Genomic DNA, 25,857 nt, shown 5'->3' with positions numbered 1-25,857 from the left:
AAAATACGTTTTACTATAATAAAAAAATAATTTTTAGAATATTTTAAAAATAACTTTACAAAAGCGGAAAAATTAGTAGAATATTAATTAATAAGAATTTTCTGATAACTAGTTATTAGAAAGTCTATCAAAAATGGTTTCGTACATATAATTGGGGAGGGTACAAAAATGAAGAAAAAGATGAAAAAGTTCACGGCGGTTGTAGCGCCAGTTTTAGCAATGAGTATGGCGTTGACAGCGTGTTCTGGATCTGGTGGGGAGAAGAAATCAACTACGACGTCTAGTGGTGGTGGGGAAGAGAAAAAAGCTGAAATTAAATATGCAGCGAAACAAGTATTAAATCGTACAGAAAATCAAGAAATTCCGACGATGGATGTTTCAAAATCTACTGATACATTAGGTTCTCAAATTTTAGGGAACACAATGGAAGGTTTATATCGATTAGATAAAGATAATAAGCCAATCCCAGCTGTGGCAGAATCTAGTACGAAAAGCGAGGATGGCAAAAAATATACATTTAAACTACGTAAAGATGCAAAATGGTCAAACGGTGATCCTGTAACAGCGAAAGATTTCGTATACGGATGGCAGCGCTTACTCGATAAAAATACAGCTGCAGAATATGCGTTTATCGCTTTCTATATTAAAAATGCAGAAGCAATTAATAAAGGTGAAAAACCTCTAACAGATTTAGGAGCAAAAGCGGTAGATGATTATACACTAGAAGTAGAATTAGAAAAGCCAGTACCGTATTTCTTGAATTTAATGGCATTCCCATCGTACTATCCTTTAAATGAAAAGTTCGTAAAAGAAAAAGGAGATAAGTTCGGTTTAGAAGCAGATACAACGTTGTATAACGGACCGTTCGTTATGGCGTCATGGAAACATGAACAAGGATGGCAATTAAAGAAAAATGATCAGTATTGGGATAAAAAGACTGTGAAATTAGAAGAAATTAACTATAGTGTAGTAAAAGAAGTTGCGACGAAAGTAAACTTATATGATACAGGATCAATTGATTTTACACTATTATCAGGAGAATTTGTTGATAAATATAAATCGAACAAAGAGGAGTACGGTGAGTATTCAGAAGCAAGTACATTCTTCTTACGTTTAAATCAAAAGCGTAACGGACAAGATACACCGTTAAAGAGCAAAAAACTACGTGAAGCAATCGCATTATCAATTGATAAAAAAGGTTTAGCGAACGTTATTTTAAATAACGGTTCAAAAGCAACAGATCAATTAGTACCAAAAGGGCTTGCGACAGGGCCTGACGGTAAAGATTACCAAGATACATTTAAAAATGGTCTAAAATATGATCCGAAAAAAGGTGCAGCAGCTTGGGAAGCAGCGAAAAAAGAACTTGGAAAAGATCAAGTGACAATTGAACTACTAAGCTATGATGATGGAACTGCGAAAAAAATTGCTGACTATTTTAAAGATCAAATTGAGAAAAACTTAAAAGGTGTAACGGTTAACACGAAAATTCAGCCGTTCAAACAAAAACTGAAATTAGAGTCAGCGCAAGATTATGAAGTTTCATTTGCAGGTTGGAGCCCAGATTATTCGGATCCAATGACGTTTATTGATATGTTTGAATCGAAGAGCCCATATAACCAAATGAGTTATTCGAATCCAAAATATGATGAAATGGTAGCGAAAGCAGGTAATGAATTATTGTCTGATCCGAAGAAGCGTTGGGAAACGTTAGGAAAAGCAGAGAAATTGTTCCTTGAAGAAGATGCAGGATTAATTCCTTTATATCAAACAGGTAGAGCGTATGTAATGAAACCGAATGTTAAAGGAATTGTGAAACATAACATCAGTCCAGAATATAGCTTTAAGTGGGCTTATGTAACGGAAGGGAAATAATAAAAAAGAGCGTTTTAAAGGTAGATAAATGACTTTTAGAACGCTCTTTTACTATTAAATTAAATAGAGAAGAATAAGAAAAGTGGTACTTACATATAGTAGATGTGGGAGAATTCGTATAGTAGTAATAGATTGTTATTGAAGTAAATAAATTAATTATTATGAATGTTTTTAAAAATACTTTACAATTCGAGAAAAATTAGTAGAATGATAATTAGTAATAATTTTCTGATAATTTAAATTAGAAATCTCTCAAAGTTAGTTTCGTACATATAATTGGGGAGGGTACAAGAATGAAGAAAAAGATGAAAAAGTTTACGGCGGTTGTAGCGCCAGTATTAGCAATGAGTGTGGTGTTAACAGCATGTTCTGGATCTTCTGGTGGGGAGAAGAAAACGACTACGACGTCTAATAGTGGCGGGGAAGAGAAAAAATCCGATATTAAATATGCGGCACAGCAAGTAATGAATCGTACAGAAACGAATGAAATTCCGACGATGGATACTTCTAAAAATACAGATACGTTAGGTTCTCAAATTTTAGGAAACACGATGGAAGGGTTATATCGTCTAGATAAAGATAACAAGCCAATTCCAGCGGCGGCAGAATCTAGTACGAAAAGCGAGGATGGCAAAAAATATACATTCAAATTACGAAAAGATGCAAAATGGTCAAACGGTGATCCTGTAACAGCGAAAGATTTCGTATTTGCATGGCAACGTCTAGTAGATCCAAAAACAGCTGCTGAGTATGCGTTTATTGCTTACTATCTTAAAAATGCAGAGGCAATAAATCAAGGGAAAGCAGAAGTTTCTACATTAGGTGTAAAAGCGGTAGATGATTATACGCTGGAAGTTGAACTAGAGAGACCAGTACCATATTTCTTAAATTTAATGGCATTCGCGTCATACTATCCATTAAATGAAAAGTTCGTAAAAGAAAAAGGAGATAAATACGGTTTAGAGTCTGATACGACAGTTTATAATGGACCGTTTGTACTTACTGATTGGAAGCATGAACAAGGTTGGAAATTAAAGAAAAATGATCAGTATTGGGATAAAAAGACTGTAAAACTAGAAGAAATCAACTATAGTGTAGTAAAAGAACCAGCTACAAGAGTAAATTTATATGATACAGGTGCGATTGATTTTACACTTTTATCAGGTGAATTTGTTGATAAGTATAGAAATAATAAAGAAGAGTTTGGTGCATATTCAGAAACAAGTACGTTTTACTTGCGTCTAAATCAAAAACGTGGTGGGCAAGATACACCGTTAAAGAGTAAAAAATTACGTGAAGCAATTGCATTATCAATCGATAAGAAAGCTTTAACGAATGTCATTTTAAATGATGGTTCAAAACCAGTGGATTATTTAGTACCAAAAGGTTTAGCAGCTGGACCAGATGGTAAAGATTTCGCAGAAACGTTTAAAAATGGTTTAAAACAAGACTCTAAAAAGGCAGCAGCAGCCTGGGAAGCTGCGAAAAAAGAACTTGGAAAAGATCAAGTGACAATAGAGCTATTAAATTATGATACTGGTAATGCGAAAAAGGTTGGGGAGTATGTAAAAGATCAAATTGAAAAGAATTTAAAGGGTGTAACAGTAAATATTAAACTTCAGCCATTTAAGCAAAAACTAAAATTAGAATCAGACCAAGATTATGATTTCTCATATGGCGGCTGGAATCCAGATTATGCGGATCCAATGACATATCTTGATATGTTTGAAACGAAAAATTCACAGAATCAGATGAGCTATTCAAATTCAAAATATGATGACATTATTAATAAAAGTAAGACGGAATGGATGGCTGATGCAAAAAAACGTTGGACAGAGCTAGGGAAAGCAGAAAAACTGTTACTTGAAGAAGATGTAGCGCTCGTACCTTTATATCAAAGTGGTAGATCGTATGTTATGAAACCAAATGTAAAGGGAATTGTAAAACATAATATTAGTCCGGAATATAGTTTCAAATGGGCGTATGTAGAAGAGAAATAATAAAGTGAAATTTTAACCAGTGGGGATTTTTCCTCATTCCCCTGTGAAAGAAAAGAGCATTTTCAAGTTGCGGTATCGCACTTGAAAATGCTTTTTTTCTATGCACGATTTTTTTCTGGATGAATATATGTATTATAGAAAACTTGAAGGAGAGTCCTATGAAACGAAACACATACATCGATTTCCTAGCTTATTACGGAATAGGAAGTGCTCATCCTGGTGGTTTTACGTTAACAAAACAATTGTTAGCACAACTGCCTTTTAAATATGGAGCGAATGTCCTTGAGATAGGTTGCGGTACGGGGAAAACAGCGGCATATATGACAAGGGAATTTGGTTATAAAGTAACAACTGTTGAAAAGAATGAAATTATGATTCAAAAGGCAAAAGATAGATGGTTGTTTGAAGGGTTAGATATACAATTAATTGAAGGAAGTGTAGAGCAATTACCTTGTTTGAATAACTCATTTGAGTTCGTACTTGGAGAATCAATCATCGCTTTTACAGAGAAAGAAAGGGTTATCTCGGAGTGTTACCGTGTATTACAGCAGGACGGTAAGCTTGTTGTCATTGAAATGATTATTGATAGGCACATTGATAAGGGTGAGGAAGAAAAAATCGCCCAATTATATGGCATGAAAGAACTATTAACTGAGAATGAGTGGGTACAATTATTTCAGAAAGCAAATTTTAAAAGAATTACAATTGCTGGCGGTGGCACGATTGCAGAAACGATCTCTGGTTATGTAGAAGAGCCAGAGTGGAATGTATCCTCACATATTCCGAATGAGTTATATGAGGCGTGGGTACAGCATGAAAATGTACGGCTTATGTACCAACACATTTTAGGGCATCGTATTTTTATATGTGAAAAATAAAGAGAAAGAGTTGGCTAAAGGTAGTCAACTCTTTACTATGTTAAATGAAAAATAATGCAGCTAATGTAATTCCGAAGATGAAACCAAATCCGAGTTCAACACCCCAGCCACAACCGCCGCCACCCCAGCCGCCGCCACCACAACTACCGCAACCACGGCCACCACATCCGCAACTGCTGAATCCACCACCGCATCCAAATCCGCAACTATCACATCTGCTAAGGCCGCCGCAAAGGTCACAACCACCGTTTGCATAAGCATCATAGTATCCGAATCCTGAATCAAAAGATGAGCGCTGTTGCACCGGTTCGATCCATACAGAGTTTTTTGTCAAATCGATTATTTTACCTAAATGTATACGGCCATCACGGTCTTCAATCCGAACAACCTTTCCGAAATAACGTCGGCATGTATCATAACATTTTTGTCTATGCATGTTCTTTCCTCCTTCCGCATTACAGTAATACGATATGTAAGGGGGACAAGTGCGGCTTGTACGAATGCCCTATCTATCATAATTGTTGTAGGAAAGGGGAAATATAAGAAGAGGATATATAAGGAGGAAAAGGCATGAAATCTACAGATCAGTTTCAGACATACGAAGTACCGTGGGAAGAATTTATTGAAGCGTTGCGAGAGGAAATGAAGAAGCAAGTAGGGGCAGATATTATTGATACAGTAGTTTGCAATTTAGAAGATGGTTTTGAAGTGTATACATATGTGCAGGGAGATTTAGATTTTGAATATAAGGAAGCGCTTGAGAGAAAATACGGAAGTGATGCGAAGACACCTAATGTGTTAACGATAATGTTATTAGCTAGTATTTATCATACAAGTGAAGAGAATATACGCTTGCATGCGGATAATAAAGAGAATCCGATTGTTGAAGTGTATGTAAAGCAATGAAACACGCTGTGAAAGGCGTGTTTTTTAATTGTATGATAAAATGTTAGAAAATTAAGAAAGAAGGTGATGAGTTGGGAATTAAACATCTTAATTTAACAGTTGCAGATGTAGTAGCTGCAAGAGAGTTTTTAGAAAAGTATTTTGGCTTAACTTGTAGTGGAACAAGGGGGAATGCCTTTGCAGTTATGCGTGATAATGATGGATTTATACTAACTTTAATGAAAGGAAAAGAAGTTCAGTATCCAAAAACATTTCATGTAGGATTTCCACAAGAAAGTGAAGAACAAGTAGATAAGATAAATCAAAGATTGAAGGAAGATGGATTTTTGGTCGAGCCTCCTAAGCAAGCCCATGCGTATACGTTTTACGTTGAAGCACCCGGTGGATTTAAAATAGAAGTGATGTGTTAAGTTAAAAATCAAACTTTTTGTTATGTGTTTTTAAAATAAAAAGTAGGAAAAGTCTGTTTTAAGCGTGGAGCTTAAACAGGCTTTTTTACTTATATAATTGGATAGAGAATGCTAGAAGGAATATTACCAAGTGTATAATCTATTTACATAATAAAGTTATGGTGGGTTAGTTGTCCTAAAATACAAGTCATATATCTTGTTTCCTCTCATAAATTTAAACATAGGAATTTGTCTACAAAGGTGGCGAAGCCTCATCATGAAAATCCGAATTTGTGCCACGTTCATGTTGTTTCTATTTATATGTTTACCTTTATCAGCTTTTGCAAAAGGAGAGGAGGCAAAGGAAAGGGTCGTTTCACTTGTATATGACGATTCGGGCAGCATGAGAAATAACGATCGCTGGAAATATGCCAATTATGCTTTGCAAAGTTTAGTTGCGCTATTAGATGAAAAAGATAAATTTTCTTACGTTCCAATGAGTAAGCCGAATGATCCATTAAACATTTCGTTAACGAAGGATAAAAGGCAAACAGAAATTGAGGGAATTGGAGCGTGGAAAACGTATTTAAATACTCCATTTAGCGCGGTAGAAACGGCGATGCAATCTATAAAAAAGGAAGCAGATATAGATGGAAAACGTGAATTTTGGCTTATTGTATTAACTGACGGGGCATTTAATGATTTAGAGAAAGATAAGGTTGGCGGAAAAGAACAAATTTTGCAGAAATTAGCCCAGTTTAAGAAAGAAATGGATGCAAAAAAAATATCGTTACACCCAGTCTTAATTACGATGGAAGAAGATTTAGGACAACAAGAAAAAGAACAATTAAACACGTTCAAAGAAATATGGAAGAAAGAGATAAATGGTGTTACGATGCCGTCAAGCGGAGAAGATGGCATTGTAAAAAGTGTAAATCAAGTGGCAGCATTAGTTGCAAATCGTGATCCATTCTCCTCTGTTGAATCGATTGTAAAAACGAAAGTAGTGGGGAAAAGAGTAGAGATTACAACACCGTTTCCATTAAAGCGTATGACGCTTGTACGACAATCGCCTTCTCTGCCCGATTATCAGGTCACACAAATTTCTAAACCATTACAATTACAATCTTCTTTTTCCATACATGCACCAGGAGAAGCAAAATTGTTCGGAAATATAGTTCATATAAGTACGGAAAATCAGGAAGTTATTAAACCAGGAACTTATACGATAGAAGTGGACCAGGACATTGAGAAAGAAGGACTACAAGTACTAGTTGAACCAGCGCTTAATTATACGGTTTCTACTTATGACAAAGATGATAGTAGTCAAAAAAATGTGGAGGAAATGTACGAAGGTGTTACTGCTGTTATTGAAGCAAAGCCTACGGAGTTGCCAGTTCAGTCTTCTTACTTTCAGGCAGAAGTAGAAATAGACGGAAAACAATATCCGATGAAGTGGGACGATAAGAGGCATGTGTTTTATTACGAAACTAAGCTTGGTAAAGGGTTAGTACGCGGGAAAGTTCATATGAATATAAAGGGGTTTTATAGACAGACGAAAGAATTTAAAATTGAAACAGCTGAGAAACCGAAATTATCACTTCAAACTGTTACAAAAGATTATGAAGAAAAAGTGACAAATTTAGAGAATAGTAAACCATTTGTTTTGCAGCCACAGTTAGATGGTAAGCCGATGACAGAAGAAGCTGTAAAAAAACTATTAAAATCTACTGGTGTCACATCTAAACAATCAATCAATTATGAAATAAAGCAACATGGAAATCAAATCTATGTTTATCCTCGTCCCTATTACTCCGACACATTTAATTTTACAGATACCGGCACCGTAGAAGCTACCATCGTAATGCAGGATTCAAAGTTACAAGAAGTAAAGAAGAACATAACATTCCATATTCAAGATGCTCCGTTGTATGAAAAATATGCGCTTATTTTTAAGTTTGTCATTCCTATCACTTTATTACTGCTAGTAGTAGGAATCATTGTTTTAGGATGGATTGTTCGGCCAAGATTTCACCGGAAAGCACTACTGTATTATGAATGGGATCAAGAGGTAGCGAAAGATTGGCTATATCAATCTGAGCCAGAATTACTTCGAAATAAATGGTGGAACCATTATTTTGGTATCCCATTTAGAGCAGAAAGAAAAACTGTGCAATCCGTTACATTTATAGCGAAGAAAGGTTCGAAATCTGTCTTTGTAGCGAAAGAATCACAAGTAGTTGGAATGATTATTGATGGGATGTTTATAACAAAAGATGAAGTAGGAGTGGAACATAAGACACTATATCCAAATGAACTTTTACTAATTGATAGAGGATATGGTAAGGAGATTTACAAGTATGAATGTGAATAGTAGATAGGGATAAGACGGGGATGGAGTATTGATTCTCTTTCCCTTTTTTCAAACAAGCAAGAATAGGAAGGTGGTTCACATGACATTACAAGTTCCAACAATATTAATTGGTTTAGGTGGAATCGGTAGTACTGTGACGCATCAAATATATGAAAAATTGCCTGAAGAGCGCCGGAAAAAGGTAGCAATGCACGTATTTGATACAGATGTGAATACATTAAGTAAATTTGATCATATTCGAAAGTTTAAGACACAAACAAGTTCTAGTAAAACGCCTAGGGAGTATATTGCGGGAGATCCAACGATCCCAGAGTGGTTTCCGATGGATCCGACTATACTTGATAAGCCATTAACAGAAGGAGCAGGACAGTTACGCGTCATTTCACGTTTAGCGTTACGTGCTGCGATGAAAGAAGATAAATTGACGTCTTTTTGGCAAGAAATCGAGAAAATTTTTCCGGTTACAAGTGATCAAACGGAATATGGTGTGCGTGTCATTATAGTAACATCACTAGCAGGCGGAACAGGTTCAGGGATGTTTCTGCAAATTGCATTATATTTACGTGAAATGCTTCGGAAGAAATTGCAGCATCATAACATTTTAATACGCGGTGCGTTTTTAATGCCGGATGTTTTAGTAAAGACGAGAACGGTTAGTGCGAAAGAATTTGAAACGGTGCAAGCAAATGGCTATGCATCGTTAAAAGAATTACATGCTATTACGCTCGGTTCTACTGGAGAATTGTCAAAACGCGGTGGTGTAACAATTGAATTAGAGTATCGCCCTGATCAAGTAGATGAAGACGGAAGAACGAATCATACAATTAAACAACATCATTTACCGTACAATTATTGTTTCTTATACGATTACGAAAATCTACATGGACACCATTTACACAATTTATCAGACTATATGGAACAGATGGCAAATACAATTTATTTACAGTTATTTAGCCCGATGTCTACAAGTCATTTTGCACAGGAAGACAATCAAATTCAGCAATTAGCAGAATCAAGTGGAAAAGGACGATATTGCGGGGCAGGAACGGCAAAACTCATTTATCCATATGAGCATGTGTTAAAATATTGTGCTTTAAAATGGGCGGTGCAAGGTTTAGATGAATCGTGGCTGCATTTAGATCAACTGTTTCAAGAGAAGAAGCAAAGATACGACCAAGATGTAAAACGTGGGATGCAGCGTGAAAAGCCGGAGAGAGGTAAAAGTTATTTAGAGGACTTGGAGCATCTTGCTACCCGTCCAGAGCAAGCTCATATTTTCTATAGACAAATGTACAATGAAACACGTGAAGGAGCAGAGGGTGGTAAGCTCGGAGTTGCGAAATCAAAACTGTTTTTAGAAGCTGTAGAAAGTTATGTACAACGAACGGTGCAAAAAGATGAGGAATTAAATCGTCTGCAACATGAGTGTAAAATTTCAGCTGCGAAACTGAAAATGATGGAACAAATGAAAGGTGAAGTGGCAAGAGTGGATCATGCGGTTCGTTTATATGCGTATGCGATTCCGAGCCGTGTACATGAACATGTAACGACACTTTTATATGACATGATTGAATCAGATCGCTTTTCACCAAGTGGTTCTGAAGGGCAGTCCTATCAATTAAATACATGGTTTTTAAAGAAAACAGATCCAGTTCACCCAGTAGCAGCACGTTTTATGTTATATGAAATTCGAAAACAGTTAGTAGAAAAAATGAATCGATTACATGAAAATAATGAACAAAAGCGTAATGTAATTCAAAACTACGATAAAAAATTTAATGTAGGTAATATCGATGGCACGGTAACGGCTGTACGCCGAGTAGAAATTGCTCAACAACAAGGCTGGTTCGGAAAAATGATTAATAATCAGCAACGTTTATTCAAAAGAGAATTTGAAGACATCGTAACGCAATATGTACACAAATTAAATGAATATCGAAAAGAAATGCTATTAGAACTTGTGTATCAATCGCTATATCAGGCAGTTAATAAAATGATTCAATATTGGGAAAGATTTTTTGATAATTTACATGAAACACGTGAAAATTTATTGTTTGAAATCCAAAAGCGCAGTAAGGAATTTGAAGGGAAAACAAACCCGACGAATGTTTATGTATTAGCAGAGGAACAGCTGCAAGAAAAGATATGGCAAGATATGCAGCAACATTTAAATTTAGGTGTACTACCGAAAGATATATCAGCGGAAATTTATATGAGTTTGTATGGGGAATATTGTCGTGATGCGAAAACAGAAGAGATTCAGTCGAAAAAGGTAGAGGATTTCTATCGCGAACATATACTGAGCTATTGTTATGACGAACTGCAAGTACGCTATCGTGATAAATTAGAATTGAATATTATTGAAGCGTTGCGAAAAGAAGCAGATTATAAGAAACGTGATCGCGATGAATACGTGCGTGAAAAAATTGAAGACCTGTTCCATTTAGCAAGTCCATTCATTCCGAAAGTTGCTCATCATAGGGAATTACAATATTGGGGTATACATCCTTCTTTAAAGAAAGAGCTACAAGAGGAATTGATTCAAGAAATGTTTAAAGAAAAAGATACAGTACACGAAGCCTTTTCGCCATTTGAAGTGATCTGTTATCGAGCACATTATGGCTTATCGCTGCAAGATTTTCCTAAATTATCATCAGGACATATTTCAAACGGATTTATGAATGATAAAGGGGACTATTTCCAATCGTATTATCGCCGTGTAAACAAATTAAATAGTAAAAAATCTAGTTTAACGCCGCATTTAGATAAGTATTGGCACTTACCAGCCTTTATGCCAGATTTGAATGCGACTCAAACAAAATTAGATTATGATAAATGTAATCGTGCATTACTATACGCATATATGTATCGCTGGATTAGTTTAGTTGCTGTTGATGGACAGTTTGTGTATCAATATAACGGTGTGGGACGTAGCTTTTTAATTCAGTCGATGGGAAAAAATATTTCAAGCGAAAGTTATAAATTACACAGAGCATTGCTTCATAATCCGTTTATTTATGAAAATATCTTGTCACGATTTGAAGAAGAGCAAGAAAAGGCGATGATACAAGGTGGACATTTATATACACATCCGTTCGTATTAGGAGCCCAAGATGTAAGATGGCTTAGAAAAGAACATGTCCACAATCTTTTAGACATGATTTTAATGTATGACCGTGAAGCGAAGTATGATCCGACGTTAGAAGAAACATCAGATGAATTATTAAGACTATTCCTTGATGAAATCGAGTTGTATTTCCAGAACTATTACGGTACAGGTGCTGATATGGTTGCAAAGAAAGAGAAAGAAATGTTTATTAAACAATTGTGGGATCGCTCGCATGCGAAAGGATATGTAGATCCAAATAGTGCTCCGTATAAAAAATGGCAAAATTTATTAAGTATTCAAGATGAAGAAGAAACGCCAAAAACGAATGTATAATGAATGAAAAGGGAATCCTTAAAAGTGGCAATACAACTTTAGAAAAGAGGGATTCTGATGCCGTTTTTAGGAAGTGTATATCAAATATTTGGGTTATATCCGGAACTTTATTATGGGGTGATTTCAGCAGAGTTGCAAGAGGAAGCTCGGAAGGAGCATCTTGAAAATAGTAGTGCAGAAGCTGAAGTGGAAGAATAAAAAAAGTGCAGATGAAAATCTGCACTTTTTTGTTAGTATTAAAATGGTGAAATAACCTCAAATGAATTATTATTTTTAAATAATAATTCATTTTCATTACATACAATTTTCATTACATACAATTTTCATTACATTGTATGTAATGAAAATTGTATGAAAATCAATGTAATAAAATACATATGAATATTAAGGTGGAAAACAACAATGTTTTTAAGAAAATAATTATGTATAAAAATAACATTTGATACATAATCAACCGATTATTTTTGAGTGATTTATTATTGACAATATAATTAATTGTATGATAAATTCAATCAGCATTCTTAATGGTTTTTTGGTAGGGTTAATATTTCGAAAATTCAATACGGTATAAATAGATTAAATTTTCTGTTTTTTTATGAGTTGGGTTACTAAGTCTATAGGGGAAGTGAACTATGTATATTTTTATTTTTAAAATAGAACAGTAATAAAGAATGTAACAAGTAAGAGATAAACTTGAAAAAGAGGTTTCAAAGAATGAGTCTTTTCATAAAGAAAGCAATGGATGAAGAAAAGAAAAAAGTATTGAATCAAACTTTAGGAGCGATTGATTTAACTCTTTTAGGTATTGGAGCAATTATTGGTACAGGTATTTTCGTATTAACTGGTATTGTAGCAGCGAAACATGCTGGTCCGGCGATTGTATTATCTTTTGTATTAGCGGCAATTATATGTGCATGTGTAGCTTTCTGTTATGCTGAATTTGCATCTACAGTTCCAGTTTCGGGAAGTGTATATTCATATACATATATGACACTAGGTGAGATTTTTGCATTTATAGTTGGCTGGTGTGTTATGCTGGAGTATTTATTAGCGACTTCTGCGGTTGCAGCAGGCTGGTCAGCATATTTTCAGTCATTGCTACTAGGTTTTAATATTCACATTCCTACGGTTTTTGCTTCGGCACCAGGAATGGGGAAGGGTGGAATCATTGATTTACCAGCAGTTCTTATTATTTTAGTTGTTACATTTTTATTAAGCCGTGGTGCAAAAGAAAGTGCACGAATTAATAATATAATGGTTATTATTAAACTGGCTGTTATTGTAGGATTTATTGTTGTAGGGACACAATATGTAAGACCAGAGAATTGGCAACCATTTCTACCGTTTGGTTTTCACGGTGTGGTAGGGGGCGCTGCTACTGTATTTTTTGCTTTTTTAGGATTTGATGCAGTTGCAACAGCCGCAGAGGAAGTGAAGCGTCCACAACGTAACGTGCCAATTGGGCTACTTGTTTCCTTGTTCATTTGTACCGTTCTATATGTAGGTGTTTCATTCGTGCTAACTGGAATGGTTCCGTTTACGGAATTAAATGTTGCTGATCCGGTTGCATATGCGTTGCGCACTGTAGGAGAAGATAGAATTGCTGGGTTGTTATCGGTGGGAGCGATAGCGGGGCTAACAACAGTTCTGTTAGTAGCTATGTTTGCATTTGTTCGTGTATCTTACTCGATGAGTCGAGATGGACTGTTACCAAAAAGACTTTCAAGTGTCCATAAACGTTTACAAACTCCATTTTTTAATACGTGGGTTACAGGTATACTAGCAGCTTTATTAGCGGGATTAGTGGATTTGAATTTATTAGCTAATTTAGTGAATATGGGAACGATAACAGCATTTGTGTTTGTATCTATAGCTGTCATTGTATTAAGAAAGACGCATCCTGATATGAAGAGGCCATTCCGTGCCCCTCTAGTACCTTTTTTACCTATCGTTTCAATAGTAAGTTGTATATATTTGGCTTTGAACCTTTCTAAGCTTACTTTAATTAGTTTTGTGGCATGGATTATAATAGGCGTTTTCATATATTTTGTATATGCTAAAAAACATAGTAATGTTAGAAATGGAAATAGAGTATAGTCCATTGAAATAATACTTGTAATGGAAATGAAAACACGCTACTTATTCATATAAGAATAAGTAGCGTGTTTTTTCTATTTAATAATCCCATTTTCTAAAATTTTAATAGTTGGTGCCACTTTCACATTAGCTTTTGAAAAGGAACTTGGCCAATCATCTTCAACTTGTTTCCATTCTTCATATTGAAACGCTCTCGCATAATCACCAAATCCGAATGGATCAAGCTGCTGTTTTTGAATTTTGTGGATTAAATCGTTTAAATCATTGTTTAGTTGTTTTGTAATAAGAGAAGTTAATTTTTTTCTATCATTTTCTATATCCATGTTGAATGTAAGTTCAGATACGGCAATTTTTAAATCCATTTTAATATTAAATTTGAAGCGGTTATCGCTATAGTCTGTACCGATATCATGACTCATACTAAGAACATTTATTGTTATAAAATCGTCGCCTTTTGTATCTTTTAGATGGCTATTACTTTCAACTAAATTAGAGGGGATTTTCATTGTAAGTGAAACGGGTATATTAGCTTTCTTTTGCACCATAAGAAGAAGGGCACTTTCGTAGCGATTTAAAGACATCTTATAAGTTCCACGAGAGGTTAATAGTGCCGAACCGGTAACAATAACATCTTTCTTCCCTTTTTTTATTTCTGAAATAGCAGGAGTTACGCCTTTATTAAAAGTTTGTCTATGAAATTCATGGAATGTCGTAAACACGGTCCGATTGTATAGTTTGTTCGTATTAATTAAATCTGTTAAATATTCAGGAAGAGCAGGCTTATCTTTGAAATTATTATATATAACAGAAGAAATGGGTCCATCTACTGCAACCATGCGCATATTCCCTGTATTTTTAGGGTCGCGATACCAAACATCCAGATAAGGCATAGCTCCTTCTTGTTTTAAAAAATTCGTGCTAAACAATATAAGCTGTAACTTTTCTGTGGACACTAAACCGCTGCTTGAACTGTTAAACGTATCTTTTGCTTCTCGGGGTGTATGTACTTTCGCTTCATGAATTTCGTACTTTTTCTCTACATCTTCATTGAAAATAGGATTTACGTGATACACAATTAATTTTCCTTTTGCTTTTGCGTCAAAACCGTAAATTAATGAGATGGATTGTTTTTCTAAATCAAGCCGATCTTCACAACCTGCTAAAAAAATTATGAGAAAACAAAATATAATAAAATGAATAAAGCGTCTCATTTAAACTTTTCTCCTTTTCCAATGCTGATAAAGTGTCATGTATAAGAGAAATACAACTGGGAATAGAAAAACGATAAAATAACTAGCGGTTCCCCAAAATTCCCGCAACGCACTTATCTGATAAGAAGAAGGGATATAAAATAATAAGATGAAAATACACCCGAATAATAAAAAATAAATAGGTAATGAACTGCCTTTTTTGTTAAGTAATTGATTAATGCCATCTGAAGCAGTAAAAATATAAGGAATACAGGAATCAAAAATAATAAAGAGATAAAATGACAAAAAGATAATTTCAAACCGCTCAAGAAATGAGAAGTGAAACGGTGTAACAAGAGAAAGAGTCGGCCATAAAAACTTTGTTATACCATCTGGACTAAAATAAATAAAAGAAACGAACGTGATTTGAAGATAAATAAATAACGTAATCAAATTTGCAATAACAATTCCTTTTTTTGCAGATGCTTTGTTAGTTAAATAAGGATAAAGGACAAACGCAAACTCGAATCCGAGAAACGCAATGATAGTTGATTTTACGGTGTTTATAATTGGTAGCCATCCTTCCTTGATGAGAGGAAGAAGATATATAAAATGCCCATCTTTAAGAGGAATAAATAATAATAATGGCATCCAAAGTGTAAAGATGACAGTGAAAACAGCAAAACGACTAATAATAAGTGCTCCTTTACATGCAAGCATAAGCATTGGAATAGATAGCAAAATCATAATTAAAGACATAGGAGATCTAGGTAAAATCCAAATATGAATAACGTATAAGAGGGAAAAAATTAAGGAAACAGCTGCGAGTACAGCATATAAAATCCAAAAAATCATTACTACTCTTCCTAGCCATTTTCCAAGATAGCGTATCAGCACATCAAGTAAAGTATATCCTGGATGTTTTTCCATGATTTTTACAATACATAGACTGACTAAAGTAGTAATGACACATCCGATAATAATAGACATCCAGCCATCTGTATTCGCTCCTTGTGCAACTTCACGCGGAAGTGTAAGTACGCCGAATCCGACTTGAACACCACTAATCGTTAAAATGTATTGAAATAAAGTAATCTCCCTCTTTGCACGTTTTGTCACTAATTCTCCTCCTTTTCTTCAACATCTCTTTGCCGGTTATCTTGTTTTAATTGTAGAGATAGTGGCCGTTTCTTCATAATTTTCCATGGGAAACGTATAAGGGTATCTTTTAAATCCGAAGCATATGACGGAGAAAAAGGACTACCATATGGTACACCAAGTGATTCCATAGAAAGAATATGGATGATAATGATTGCCATTCCAACCATAATTCCAATGACGCCAAATAAAGAGGCGGCTATCATCATTGGGAATCGAAGAAGCCGAATTCCTGCTGACATTTCTAAGTTAGGAATAATGAAGGAGGCAACCGCAGTAATTGATACGACGATAACCATAACGTTACTCACAATCCCAGCTTGAACCGCAGCTTGTCCAATTACAATTCCTCCTACGACGCCGATTGTTTGTCCAACAGGCCCAGGAAGCCGAATCGCTGCTTCTCGGAGCATTTCGAGAACTAATTCCATTAATAAAGCTTCTAATATGGGAGGAAAAGGAATTTTGGCTCGGGATTCTCCAATCGTTAACAACAATTTGAGCGGAATCACTTCATAATGGAAGGAAATCATAGCAATATAAAGAGCAGGAGCAAATATTGCAATAAATAGCCCAGTGAAACGAAGGAGTCGTATAAAAGATGGAATCATAGGTCTGAAGCTGTAATCATCTATCGTCTGAAAAAAGGATGAAAAGGTCATCGGTCCTATTAATACGCCTGGTGAGCGATCTACAACAACAGCAATTCGCCCATTCAAAATATGATGTGCCGTTGTGTCAGGACGTTCAGTGATAGACAATTGTGGGAAGAGAGTATAGGAATTATCTTCAACAAATCCTTCTAATTCACCGGTAGTAAGAATAGCATCTACTTTGATTGATTCAATGCGGCATGCCATATCTTGTACAACATCTTCGTTTGCAACATCTGCAAGATAAAGTAAAAAAACTTTAGAGGTTGCTCGTTCGCCAACAGTGAATTCCTTCACTTTTAATTCGCGATTTGGAATATAGCGACGAATAAGTGCGATACTATCACTTGCCACTTCATTAAATCCTTCGTGTGAGCTTTTTATGGAAGTCTCTGTTGTAGGTTCTTCAATACTCCTTTTTGGCGCCGCTTGCGTATCTAGTTCTAAAGCTGATAATTGCCCGTTTATAAATAAAATACTTTTGCCATGTAAGAGAGATTGCTCAATGTCTATCCACTTCTGAACTTTTTTAATATTCCCTATAGAAACAGAAGATTCCCAAAAATCATCTTCATTCCATTCTTTAAATAAGAGAGGACGAAGAATATCTACATTAATAACAGTTTTATCTACAAGTCCTTCCATATATATAAGAGCAGCTTCTTTTCCGTTTTTTAACGGGAAAGTGCGTGTAATTAATTCTGGAATACCACTAAATAATTTGGATAAGTGTTTAAGATTAAGCGGCATGGAGGAAGAAATTTCTTTATTTAATACAGTTTCAGATTGCTCATGTGTAGAGAAAGATTTTTCGCCCCCTATCCATTTTCGAAAAGATCCCATATATTCACCTTATTCCTCGTTGAACTTTATATGGGTTATTATGGATAGTTACATACAGACATATGCGCAGTTTAAAATTTATATTGTATATTTGTACATTTAACGCTATAATTATAGTGTTAAAGATGGAATCGTGATATGACCTGTTATGAATCTATCGTTTTATTTATGAATAAATGGATTGGTATTTTAGCAAGATGTGCTAATAAACTACTCCACCATGATGATAGCGTGCCCAAAATGTGGTGCGTATATTTTCGTGGTGGAGTTTTTTTATTCTCAAAAAGGGGGAAAGACCATGAATGACAACATGGTTCATATTACAATTGACGGAAAAAAGTATACAGCGGAGCCTGGTTCAACGATATTGGGTGTTATTAATGAGAACGGGATTGAACATCCGCAAATTTGTTACGTGCCGGAAGTAGATCCTATTCAAACATGTGACACTTGTATTGTAGAAGTTGACGGAAAGTTAATGCGTTCTTGTTCGACGATAGCAACGGAAGGTATGAACGTTGAGCGTGCTTCTGTTCGCGCAAAAGAAGCACAAACAGAGGCGATGGATCGGTTACTAGAAAATCATTTATTATACTGTACAGTATGTGACAACAACAATGGGAACTGTAAACTGCATAATACAGCAGAATTAATGGAAATTGAACATCAAAAATATCCTTATGAACCGAAAGTAGATGTAAGTGAAGTTGATATGACGCATCCGTTTTATCGCTATGACCCTAATCAATGTATTGCATGCGGTCAATGCGTTGAGGTGTGTCAAAACTTACAAGTAAATGAAACGTTATCGATAGACTGGGAAGCGGAACGCCCACGAGTTATTTGGGATGAAGGAGTAAATATTAATGATTCTTCATGCGTTAGCTGTGGTCAATGTGTAACGATTTGCCCTTGTAACGCTTTAATGGAGAAAACGATGCTCGGTGAAGCTGGATTTATGACGGGATTAAAACCAGATATTCTTGAACCGATGGTAGATTTAATTAAAGAAGTTGAGCCTGGATATAGCGGTATTTTTGCGGTATCAGAAGTGGAAGCGGCCATGCGTGATACTCGTACGAAGAAAACGAAAACAGTATGTACATTTTGTGGTGTAGGTTGTTCGTTTGAAGTGTGGACGAAGGGGCGTAAAATCCTTAAAGTACAGCCATCTTCAGATGCACCAGTTAACGCAATTTCCACTTGTGTAAAAGGGAAATTTGGTTGGGATTTCGTAAATTCTAAAGAACGAATTACAAAACCTTTAATTCGTAAAAATGGAACGTTTGTTGAATCTACATGGGAAGAAGCGCTGAATGTAGTTGCAAATAAATTAGGTACTATTAAAGAAGAGTACGGTAAAGGTTCTATCGGATTTATTTCTTCCTCTAAAATTACAAATGAAGATAATTATGTAATTCAAAAATTAGCTCGACAAGTATTTGGAACGAATAATATTGATAACTGCTCACGTTATTGCCAATCACCAGCAACGGATGGTTTGTTCCGTACAATTGGTATGGGCGGTGATGCAGGAACGATTAAAGATATTGCGCAATCTGGTCTTGTTATTATTGTAGGATGTAATCCGACAGAAGGTCATCCTGTTTTAGCTACACGTATTAAACGTGCACATAAATTACACGGACAAAAGTTAATTGTAGCTGATCTTCGTAAAACAGAAATGGCAGAGCGATCAGATGTCTTTATTAGTCCAAAACAAGGAACAGATCAAGTTTGGTTAATGGCTGTTACAAAATATATGATTGATCGAGGTTGGCATGATCAGGAATTTATTAATGAGAATGTAAACTTCTTTGAAGATTTCAAAGAAAGTCTAGAAGAATATACACTTGCATATGCAGAAGAAGTAACAGGTATTTCAAAAGAAACACTTATTCAAATGGCTGAAATGATTCGTGATGCAGATGGTACATGTATCCTTTGGGGTATGGGGGTAACGCAAAATACAGGTGGTTCTGATACTTCCGCTGCAATTTCAAACTTACTTCTTGCAACAGGGAACTATCGTCGTCCAGGAGCAGGTGCATACCCACTTCGAGGTCACAATAACGTACAAGGTGCTTGTGATATGGGTACTTTACCAGGATGGCTTCCAGGATATCAGCACGTTACTAACGAAATGGAACGTGCGAAATTTGAAACTGCTTACGGAGTGAAAATTGATAGTGAACCAGGTCTTAATAATATTGAAATGCTTCACGCAATTGACGAAGGAAAAATGAAAGCAATGTATCTTGTCGGAGAAGATATGGCTCTTGTAGATTCTAATGCAAATCATGTACATGAAGTGTTGTCGAGCCTTGATTTCTTCGTTGTGCAAGATGTTTTCCTTTCTAAAACTGCTCAATATGCAGATGTTGTATTACCAGCAGCGCCATCTCTTGAGAAAGAAGGTACTTTCACAAATACAGAGCGCCGTGTCCAAAGATTATATCAAGTTCTTCCTACGCTAGGAGATGCGAAACCAGACTGGTGGATCGTCCAGGAGGTTGCGAATAAACTAGGGGCAAACTGGAATTATAGCCACCCAAGTGAAATCTTTGCTGAAATGGCAAGTTTATCACCATTATTCTCGCAAGCGAACTATGAAGTGCTTGAAGGATGGAACAGTTTCCATTGGGGAAGTTTTGATGGAACCAATACACCACTTCTGTTCCAAGATGGATTTAACTTCCCAGATAAAAAAGCTCGTTTTGCGATTGCTGACTGGGTACGTCCAGCTGAATTTCCAGCTGAGTTCGACCTTCACATTAACAACGGTCGTATGCTTGAGCATTTCCATGAAGGGAATATGACAAATAAATCAACAGGTATTCAAACGAAAGTACCTGGTGTTTTCGTTGAAGTCTCTCCAGACCTTGCAAAAGAACGTGGCGTAAAAACAGGTTCGTTAGTTCGTCTTGTCTCTCCTTTTGGAGCATTAAAATTACGTGCACTCGTTACAGATCGTGTAAAAGCGAATGAGTTATATTTACCGATGAACTCTACAGATAACGAAACGGCAATTAATTTCTTAACAGGTCCTGCTGTGGATGTACGTACGAATACACCTGCGTATAAACAAACGAAAGTGCGTATGGAAGTGTTAGAAGTTGATGGCGAAAATCCGATGCCAAAAGCGAACCCACGCAATAAAAAACGTCACCCTCAAGCTGGAATTGAGGTACATCGTAAGTGGGCACGTCCAGGGTATGTGCATTTAACGGATAAGTAGGAGGAGAAAACTATGGCTGCACCTATAAAAATGATTCAAAAACAAGAATTAACTGAGGAAGAAATAAAACAGCAAAAATTAGATGATTTAAAGGAGCTTTTAACAAATAATGAAGAAGCTCTAAATCAGATGTTTAATATAGTAGGGGAATTAAATGACATTGGAATGCTAGAAGCTGCAAATTCTATGCTGAAAGCGAAAGAACCAATTGCAAAGATTGTTCTAGGTCAAGTAACTCGTGAGCCTGTTACAAATTTAATTAATAATATGATGGGTGCTGCAGGTGCGTTAACTGAACTTGACCCAGAACTTACGAAAAAGCTTATAGGTAGTTTATTAGTCGGGCTAGAAGAAGGTAATGAACATCTAGAAAGTAATAAAAAAGTAGGGGTATTCGATCTTATGAAAGTATTGAAAGACCCAGATATTAACCGCGCTATCGGGTTTGGGCTTCATTTCTTAAAAGGAATGGGGAAAGGGTTAAAAGACGAATAAACTTCATGAAGTGAACCTTTCCGCCCAAATATTTGTAGGAAATAGTTTGGGCGGAAGGCTCATTTTGGTAAAATATATAATAAAGTAAAATGAGGCTTTTGGGAGGTATAATTGTATGTCAAAAAAAGTACATGAATTTAATGATATGATCCGAAAACTTCGAAAGGAACTTTTCGGAAAAGGACCAGAACGAATTCATACTGTTTTTGCGGAAAATATGGCTATAGCGACTCTTTATGGAAACTTAACACCTACTGAAAAATTTATTTCAAGTACGATGGACGGTGCGGAAATGGTTCATATGGCTAGAACGAAAATGATTCAAGAAGTGTATGCTGCGAATTCCCGTGAACATTTGGAGGAACTTGTTGGAGCAAAATTAGTGAATTTGTTTTCAGATATGAAAGTAGAAGAAGATATTGCAGTTTCGGTATTTGTTTTCGATAAAAATATAACGTGAGAGAAGGATACTGATCGTGAAACCGATACAGGTAGAAAGAGAAATCTTTCGTTATGAACAAGGGGCGTTTAAGCATATAGAGGACAGCATTGTAACAGAGTTTCCTGTCACCATTAAAATGAACGGACAGGAGTTTGTTACAATGGTTAGTACTCCAGAATATATAGAAGATATGGTAATAGGCTTCTTGGCGTCTGAAGGAATCATTCGGAAGTATGAAGATATTGATAGCATATGGATGCAGGAGAAAGAAGGATTTGTACATGTAACAACGACAAAAGTAAATCCGTATTATGAACAAATGCAAAATAAACGATATATTACGTCTTGTTGTGGTATGAGTAGGCAAGGGTTTGTTTTTGCTAATGATGCACTAAGTGCAAAAAAAATGAAGGGTGTCCATGTACAGGTTGCGGCAGAGGATTGTTTTCGGTTAATGAAAGAAATGCAGCAATCTGCGGATACGTTTCATCATACTGGCGGGGTTCATAATGCAGCTTTATGTGATGTGAATGGTATTATTTTAAGCCGAATGGATATTGGTAGGCATAATGCACTAGACAAAATTTACGGTTATTGTTTAAGAAACGATATTTCTATAAAAGATAAAATCATTGTTTTTAGTGGTCGTATTTCTTCGGAAATATTATTGAAAGTTGCAAAAATCGGTTGTGAAATTATACTATCAAAATCAGCTCCAACTGAGTTAGCTTTGCAACTAGCGGAAGATTTAGGTATTACGACAATAGGGTTTATTCGTAATCACTCCTTAAATGTATATACCCATCCAGAACGTGTTTTAAATATAAAATAAAAGTGAGGCAATGAAGATGAAATCAGTTACATTAGACAAGTTGCAACGTCCGTTAAAGGATTTACGTATTTCAGTTACTGATCGCTGTAATTTTCGCTGCCGATATTGTATGCCAGAAGAAATATTTGGTCCTGATTACTCGTTTTTGTCTAATGATAAAATTTTATCTTTTGATGAAATTGAAAGGATAACACGTATTTTTGTTTCTTTAGGTGTAAGAAAGTTACGAATTACGGGCGGAGAACCGTTACTTCGAAGAGGTCTTCCAAAGCTTATTGAGCGCCTTAATAAAATTGATGGTGTAGAAGATATCGGTTTAACAACCAATGGATCGTTACTTAAAAAGTTTGCTCCTGATTTATATAAGGCGGGACTATCACGTGTAACAGTTAGCTTAGATTCCTTGGAAGAAGATCGGTTTTTCTATTTAAATGGTAATAGGAGCAAAGTGCAAAGGGTTCTGGAAGGAATACAGGCTGCTGCTGAAGTTGGTATGAAAATTAAAATAAATATGGTCGTTCAAAAAGGGAAAAATGAACAAGATATTTTGCAGATGGCGCAATACTTTAAAGAAAATAAGCATATTCTTCGGTTTATTGAGTATATGGATGTTGGGAATTATAATGGCTGGGAGTTAGGTGAAGTTATTTCCAAACAAGAAATAGTAGATACGATTCATCAAGTTATGCCGTTAGAACGGATAGAAGCAAATTATTCTGGTGAAGTGGCTACTAGGTATCGTTATATAGGAAGCGATGAGGAAATAGGTATTATTTCATCAGTAACAGATTCTTTTTGCTCATCATGTACGAGAGCTCGTATTTCTGCAGAAGGAAAATTATATACTTGCTTATTTGCTTCTAAAGGAAATGATTTAAGAGAATTGCTTCGTTCTGAACATACAGATGAGGACATTACAGATGTAGTACGCGATATATGGAATAATAGGGAAGATCGTTATTCAGATGAACGCTTAAATCATACAAATAAGAAAGCAATACCTAAAATTGAAATGTCACATATCGGTGGTTAATATATAAAGCTAGCTTCATAGTGAAAAATGGAAAATTTACAAGAGTTGTGGATTTTCTATTTTATAGTAAAAGTGATGATTGATATCTCTGTAAAAGATGTGCAGAGAAATTAAGCAGCATTCAAAAACCTTTATTTGAGGAGGTTTTTTGAAGCTGCTTTTTTATTTGGAGAAAATGGAGGAATGGGTAATGGCATTTCATAAGCCGGAACAAATTGCTGAGCTTGTCATTGAGGCCGGTGTTCAAAAAGTAAGACAGACATTGCCAGCGATGCTTATTCTCGGTTTTTTAGGAGGAGCGTTTATTGCGATAGGTTTTTTACTTAACATTCGAGTTTTAGGGAATTTACCTGAGCGCTGGGGAAGTCTAGTGAATGTTTTAGGAGGAGCAGTATTTCCTGTTGGACTCATGCTCGTAGTATTAGCAGGAGGAGAATTAATTACGGGAAATATGATGTCACTGTCTATGGCGCTTTATGCAAAGAAAATTACATTGATAAGTGTACTGAATAACTGGGTTTGGATTACTCTCATGAATTTTATTGGGGCAATTTTCGTTGCGTATTGCTTTGGGCATCTTGGCGGATTAACAGAGGGAGAGTATTTAAATAAAACGGTAGCGATAGCGGAAGGGAAGTTACATGAATCATTTGGGAGAACTTTAATTTTAGCAATTGGTTGTAATTGGCTCGTTTGTCTTGCTCTTTGGCTCGCTTACGGGACGAGTGATTTTGTCGGAAAAATCATCGGAATTTGGATTCCAATTATGGCATTTGTAGTGATTGGATTTCAGCAAGTAGTAGCAAATATGTTTGTCATTTCCGCTGTTATTTTTGCTGGTCATCTAACGTGGATGGATTTGGCTAAAAATTTTGTTCCTGTTTTTATCGGAAATGTAATTGGAGGAGCTGGGTTTGTTGGTTTTGCTTACTTTGCTTGTTATCAGAAACAACATTCTAATATGAAATAGAGTTCTTGAGAGGAAGGGTATGTAATGGCTGATCGGTATTCACGACAACAGTTGTTCAAACCAATTGGGAGTAAAGGACAAGAAAAAATTCGAAATAAACATGTGTTAATTGTAGGGGCAGGCGCATTAGGAAGTGCAAGTGCCGAAAGTTTCGTACGTGCAGGTGTTGGCAAGTTGACGATTATTGATCGTGACTACGTTGAATGGAGTAATTTACAAAGGCAACAATTGTACTCTGAACAAGATGCGAGAGAGAAAATGCCGAAAGCAATTGCTGCAAAAAATCGGTTAGAACAAATTAATTCGGAAGTACAAATACATGCTTTCGTAATGGATGCAACTTCAGAAAATATGGAAGGTCTATTAAAAAATGTAGATGTAATCATTGATGCAACAGATAATTTTGATATTCGATTTGTAATAAATGATTTATCACAAAAACATAATATTCCTTGGGTATATGGTTCTTGCGTTGGATCGTATGGTATGAGTTATACAATTATTCCGCAAGAGACACCGTGTTTACATTGTATGCTGAAAAATATTCCTGTTACAGGTGTGACATGTGATACCGCTGGAATTATTAGCCCGACTGTTCAAATCGTCGCAGCATATCAAGTGGCAGAAGCACTCAAAATTTTAGTGGAAGATTTCTCAGCAATTAGAAAAACATTTTTCATGTTTGATATATGGAGTAATCAAAATCATTTTATAAAATTAGGGAAAATAAAAACAGACACTTGTCTCTCATGCGGTTTGAATCGAACTTATCCTTATTTATCATACGAAAATCAAACGAAAGCAGCTGTTTTATGCGGAAGAAATACAGTTCAAATTAGAACAGTAGACAATAGGAAATACAATTTTGATGATATAGAAAAAGTATTACAAAAACTGGGGAAAGTAGATCGGAATCCGTATTTACTATCTTGCCAATTCGATGATTACCGCGTGGTTGTTTTTCGAGATGGTCGTGTTTTTATTCATGGTACAAATGATATTTCGAAAGCGAAACAACTATATTATCGCGTATTCGGTTAAT

Annotated in this window: 20 protein-coding genes; 16 read left to right on the top strand and 4 right to left on the bottom strand. The window is 35.7% G+C overall.

Annotated elements, in window-relative coordinates:
* The first annotated feature begins 168 nt into the window (after positions 1-168).
* The 3 genes from MHH27_RS18320 to MHH27_RS18310 all read left to right on the top strand — a co-directional run bounded on the left by MHH27_RS18320 (position 169) and on the right by MHH27_RS18310 (position 4,753).
* Complete coding sequence (locus MHH27_RS18320) at positions 169-1,875, top strand: peptide ABC transporter substrate-binding protein (RefSeq protein ID WP_000728442.1); 1,707 nt, start codon at positions 169-171, stop codon at positions 1,873-1,875.
* 293 nt (positions 1,876-2,168) lie between these two features.
* On the top strand, positions 2,169-3,875 hold the full coding sequence (locus MHH27_RS18315) for a peptide ABC transporter substrate-binding protein (protein ID WP_340943653.1): 1,707 nt from the start codon (positions 2,169-2,171) through the stop codon (positions 3,873-3,875).
* A 158-nt stretch (positions 3,876-4,033) separates the two neighbouring features.
* Positions 4,034-4,753 (top strand): class I SAM-dependent methyltransferase, encoded by a 720-nt coding sequence (locus MHH27_RS18310; protein ID WP_000828255.1) that lies wholly within the window; start codon positions 4,034-4,036, stop codon positions 4,751-4,753.
* 40 nt (positions 4,754-4,793) lie between these two features.
* Here MHH27_RS18310 and MHH27_RS18305 read toward each other — a convergent pair whose 3' ends face one another.
* Positions 4,794-5,189 (bottom strand): hypothetical protein, encoded by a 396-nt coding sequence (locus MHH27_RS18305; protein WP_097924266.1) that lies wholly within the window; start codon positions 5,187-5,189, stop codon positions 4,794-4,796.
* 134 nt (positions 5,190-5,323) lie between these two features.
* On the opposite strand from MHH27_RS18305, the gene MHH27_RS18300 reads away from it, so the two are divergent.
* The 6 genes from MHH27_RS18300 to MHH27_RS18275 all read left to right on the top strand — a co-directional run bounded on the left by MHH27_RS18300 (position 5,324) and on the right by MHH27_RS18275 (position 13,961).
* Positions 5,324-5,659 (top strand): hypothetical protein, encoded by a 336-nt coding sequence (locus MHH27_RS18300; protein ID WP_000842898.1) that lies wholly within the window; start codon positions 5,324-5,326, stop codon positions 5,657-5,659.
* Between the two features lie 71 nt (positions 5,660-5,730).
* Positions 5,731-6,069: a VOC family protein gene (locus MHH27_RS18295; protein WP_000511516.1), complete on the top strand. Its 339-nt coding sequence runs from the start codon at positions 5,731-5,733 to the stop codon at positions 6,067-6,069.
* A 256-nt stretch (positions 6,070-6,325) separates the two neighbouring features.
* Complete coding sequence (locus tag MHH27_RS18290; RefSeq protein WP_340943648.1) at positions 6,326-8,422, top strand: vWA domain-containing protein; 2,097 nt, start codon at positions 6,326-6,328, stop codon at positions 8,420-8,422.
* Positions 8,423-8,501: 79 nt separating this feature from the next.
* Positions 8,502-11,864 carry a tubulin-like doman-containing protein gene (locus tag MHH27_RS18285; protein ID WP_000175110.1) on the top strand — a complete coding sequence of 1,121 codons (3,363 nt, stop codon included), beginning with the start codon at positions 8,502-8,504 and terminating at the stop codon, positions 11,862-11,864.
* 57 nt (positions 11,865-11,921) lie between these two features.
* Positions 11,922-12,062: a phosphonate ABC transporter permease gene (locus MHH27_RS18280; RefSeq protein ID WP_327641377.1), complete on the top strand. Its 141-nt coding sequence runs from the start codon at positions 11,922-11,924 to the stop codon at positions 12,060-12,062.
* A 516-nt stretch (positions 12,063-12,578) separates the two neighbouring features.
* Complete coding sequence (locus MHH27_RS18275; RefSeq protein ID WP_000051664.1) at positions 12,579-13,961, top strand: APC family permease; 1,383 nt, start codon at positions 12,579-12,581, stop codon at positions 13,959-13,961.
* A gap of 74 nt (positions 13,962-14,035) precedes the next feature.
* On the opposite strand, the gene MHH27_RS18270 is transcribed toward MHH27_RS18275, so the two are convergent.
* From MHH27_RS18270 to MHH27_RS18260, 3 genes are read right to left on the bottom strand one after another with little or no spacing between them, the layout of a single operon-like run.
* Positions 14,036-15,172: a Ger(x)C family spore germination protein gene (locus tag MHH27_RS18270; RefSeq protein WP_071714656.1), complete on the bottom strand. Its 1,137-nt coding sequence runs from the start codon at positions 15,170-15,172 to the stop codon at positions 14,036-14,038.
* Positions 15,173-16,270: an endospore germination permease gene (locus tag MHH27_RS18265; protein WP_097924261.1), complete on the bottom strand. Its 1,098-nt coding sequence runs from the start codon at positions 16,268-16,270 to the stop codon at positions 15,173-15,175.
* Positions 16,270-17,805, bottom strand: a complete 1,536-nt coding sequence (locus MHH27_RS18260; RefSeq protein ID WP_098235308.1) for a spore germination protein — start codon at positions 17,803-17,805, stop codon at positions 16,270-16,272. The genes MHH27_RS18265 and MHH27_RS18260 overlap by 1 nt, the downstream gene beginning before the upstream one ends.
* A gap of 298 nt (positions 17,806-18,103) precedes the next feature.
* Between MHH27_RS18260 and fdhF the strand changes: the two genes are divergently transcribed.
* The 7 genes from fdhF to MHH27_RS18225 all read left to right on the top strand — a co-directional run bounded on the left by fdhF (position 18,104) and on the right by MHH27_RS18225 (position 25,856).
* Positions 18,104-21,043: a formate dehydrogenase subunit alpha gene (gene fdhF / locus MHH27_RS18255; RefSeq protein ID WP_071731381.1), complete on the top strand. Its 2,940-nt coding sequence runs from the start codon at positions 18,104-18,106 to the stop codon at positions 21,041-21,043.
* A 12-nt stretch (positions 21,044-21,055) separates the two neighbouring features.
* Positions 21,056-21,538, top strand: a complete 483-nt coding sequence (locus tag MHH27_RS18250) for a DUF1641 domain-containing protein (RefSeq protein WP_000729897.1) — start codon at positions 21,056-21,058, stop codon at positions 21,536-21,538.
* 115 nt (positions 21,539-21,653) lie between these two features.
* Positions 21,654-21,998 carry a DUF2294 domain-containing protein gene (locus MHH27_RS18245; protein ID WP_000039582.1) on the top strand — a complete coding sequence of 115 codons (345 nt, stop codon included), beginning with the start codon at positions 21,654-21,656 and terminating at the stop codon, positions 21,996-21,998.
* A gap of 16 nt (positions 21,999-22,014) precedes the next feature.
* Complete coding sequence (gene fdhD, locus MHH27_RS18240; protein ID WP_063548306.1) at positions 22,015-22,812, top strand: formate dehydrogenase accessory sulfurtransferase FdhD; 798 nt, start codon at positions 22,015-22,017, stop codon at positions 22,810-22,812.
* 16 nt (positions 22,813-22,828) lie between these two features.
* The gene (gene moaA / locus MHH27_RS18235; protein WP_000844119.1) at positions 22,829-23,845 is read left to right on the top strand and encodes a GTP 3',8-cyclase MoaA; all 1,017 of its coding nucleotides are present in this window, start codon (positions 22,829-22,831) and stop codon (positions 23,843-23,845) included.
* A gap of 190 nt (positions 23,846-24,035) precedes the next feature.
* Complete coding sequence (locus MHH27_RS18230; protein ID WP_000863998.1) at positions 24,036-24,815, top strand: formate/nitrite transporter family protein; 780 nt, start codon at positions 24,036-24,038, stop codon at positions 24,813-24,815.
* Between the two features lie 24 nt (positions 24,816-24,839).
* The gene (locus MHH27_RS18225; protein WP_000785264.1) at positions 24,840-25,856 is read left to right on the top strand and encodes a molybdopterin-synthase adenylyltransferase MoeB; all 1,017 of its coding nucleotides are present in this window, start codon (positions 24,840-24,842) and stop codon (positions 25,854-25,856) included.
* The last annotated feature ends 1 nt before the right edge of the window (position 25,857 follow it).

The organism is Bacillus sp. FSL L8-0152, from assembly GCF_038006365.1.
Classification (GTDB): domain Bacteria; phylum Bacillota; class Bacilli; order Bacillales; family Bacillaceae_G; genus Bacillus_A; species Bacillus_A cereus.
Note: the sequence above shows the minus strand (reverse complement) of the source record. Positions and strands in the feature narration are given on the sequence as shown.

What these genes read in the sequence shown, in the direction of transcription:
- MHH27_RS18320 (WP_000728442.1), top strand. Translation starts at nt 169, where the DNA reads ATGAAGAAAAAGATGAAAAAGTTCACGGCGGTTGTAGCGCCAGTTTTA.
- MHH27_RS18315 (WP_340943653.1), top strand. Translation starts at nt 2,169, where the DNA reads ATGAAGAAAAAGATGAAAAAGTTTACGGCGGTTGTAGCGCCAGTATTA.
- MHH27_RS18310 (WP_000828255.1), top strand. Translation starts at nt 4,034, where the DNA reads ATGAAACGAAACACATACATCGATTTCCTAGCTTATTACGGAATAGGA.
- MHH27_RS18305 (WP_097924266.1), bottom strand. Translation starts at nt 5,189, where the DNA reads ATGCATAGACAAAAATGTTATGATACATGCCGACGTTATTTCGGAAAG.
- MHH27_RS18300 (WP_000842898.1), top strand. Translation starts at nt 5,324, where the DNA reads ATGAAATCTACAGATCAGTTTCAGACATACGAAGTACCGTGGGAAGAA.
- MHH27_RS18290 (WP_340943648.1), top strand. Translation starts at nt 6,326, where the DNA reads ATGAAAATCCGAATTTGTGCCACGTTCATGTTGTTTCTATTTATATGT.
- MHH27_RS18285 (WP_000175110.1), top strand. Translation starts at nt 8,502, where the DNA reads ATGACATTACAAGTTCCAACAATATTAATTGGTTTAGGTGGAATCGGT.
- MHH27_RS18280 (WP_327641377.1), top strand. Translation starts at nt 11,922, where the DNA reads ATGCCGTTTTTAGGAAGTGTATATCAAATATTTGGGTTATATCCGGAA.
- MHH27_RS18275 (WP_000051664.1), top strand. Translation starts at nt 12,579, where the DNA reads ATGAGTCTTTTCATAAAGAAAGCAATGGATGAAGAAAAGAAAAAAGTA.
- MHH27_RS18270 (WP_071714656.1), bottom strand. Translation starts at nt 15,172, where the DNA reads ATGAGACGCTTTATTCATTTTATTATATTTTGTTTTCTCATAATTTTT.
- MHH27_RS18260 (WP_098235308.1), bottom strand. Translation starts at nt 17,805, where the DNA reads ATGGGATCTTTTCGAAAATGGATAGGGGGCGAAAAATCTTTCTCTACA.
- fdhF (WP_071731381.1), top strand. Translation starts at nt 18,104, where the DNA reads ATGAATGACAACATGGTTCATATTACAATTGACGGAAAAAAGTATACA.
- MHH27_RS18250 (WP_000729897.1), top strand. Translation starts at nt 21,056, where the DNA reads ATGGCTGCACCTATAAAAATGATTCAAAAACAAGAATTAACTGAGGAA.
- MHH27_RS18245 (WP_000039582.1), top strand. Translation starts at nt 21,654, where the DNA reads ATGTCAAAAAAAGTACATGAATTTAATGATATGATCCGAAAACTTCGA.
- moaA (WP_000844119.1), top strand. Translation starts at nt 22,829, where the DNA reads ATGAAATCAGTTACATTAGACAAGTTGCAACGTCCGTTAAAGGATTTA.
- MHH27_RS18230 (WP_000863998.1), top strand. Translation starts at nt 24,036, where the DNA reads ATGGCATTTCATAAGCCGGAACAAATTGCTGAGCTTGTCATTGAGGCC.
- MHH27_RS18225 (WP_000785264.1), top strand. Translation starts at nt 24,840, where the DNA reads ATGGCTGATCGGTATTCACGACAACAGTTGTTCAAACCAATTGGGAGT.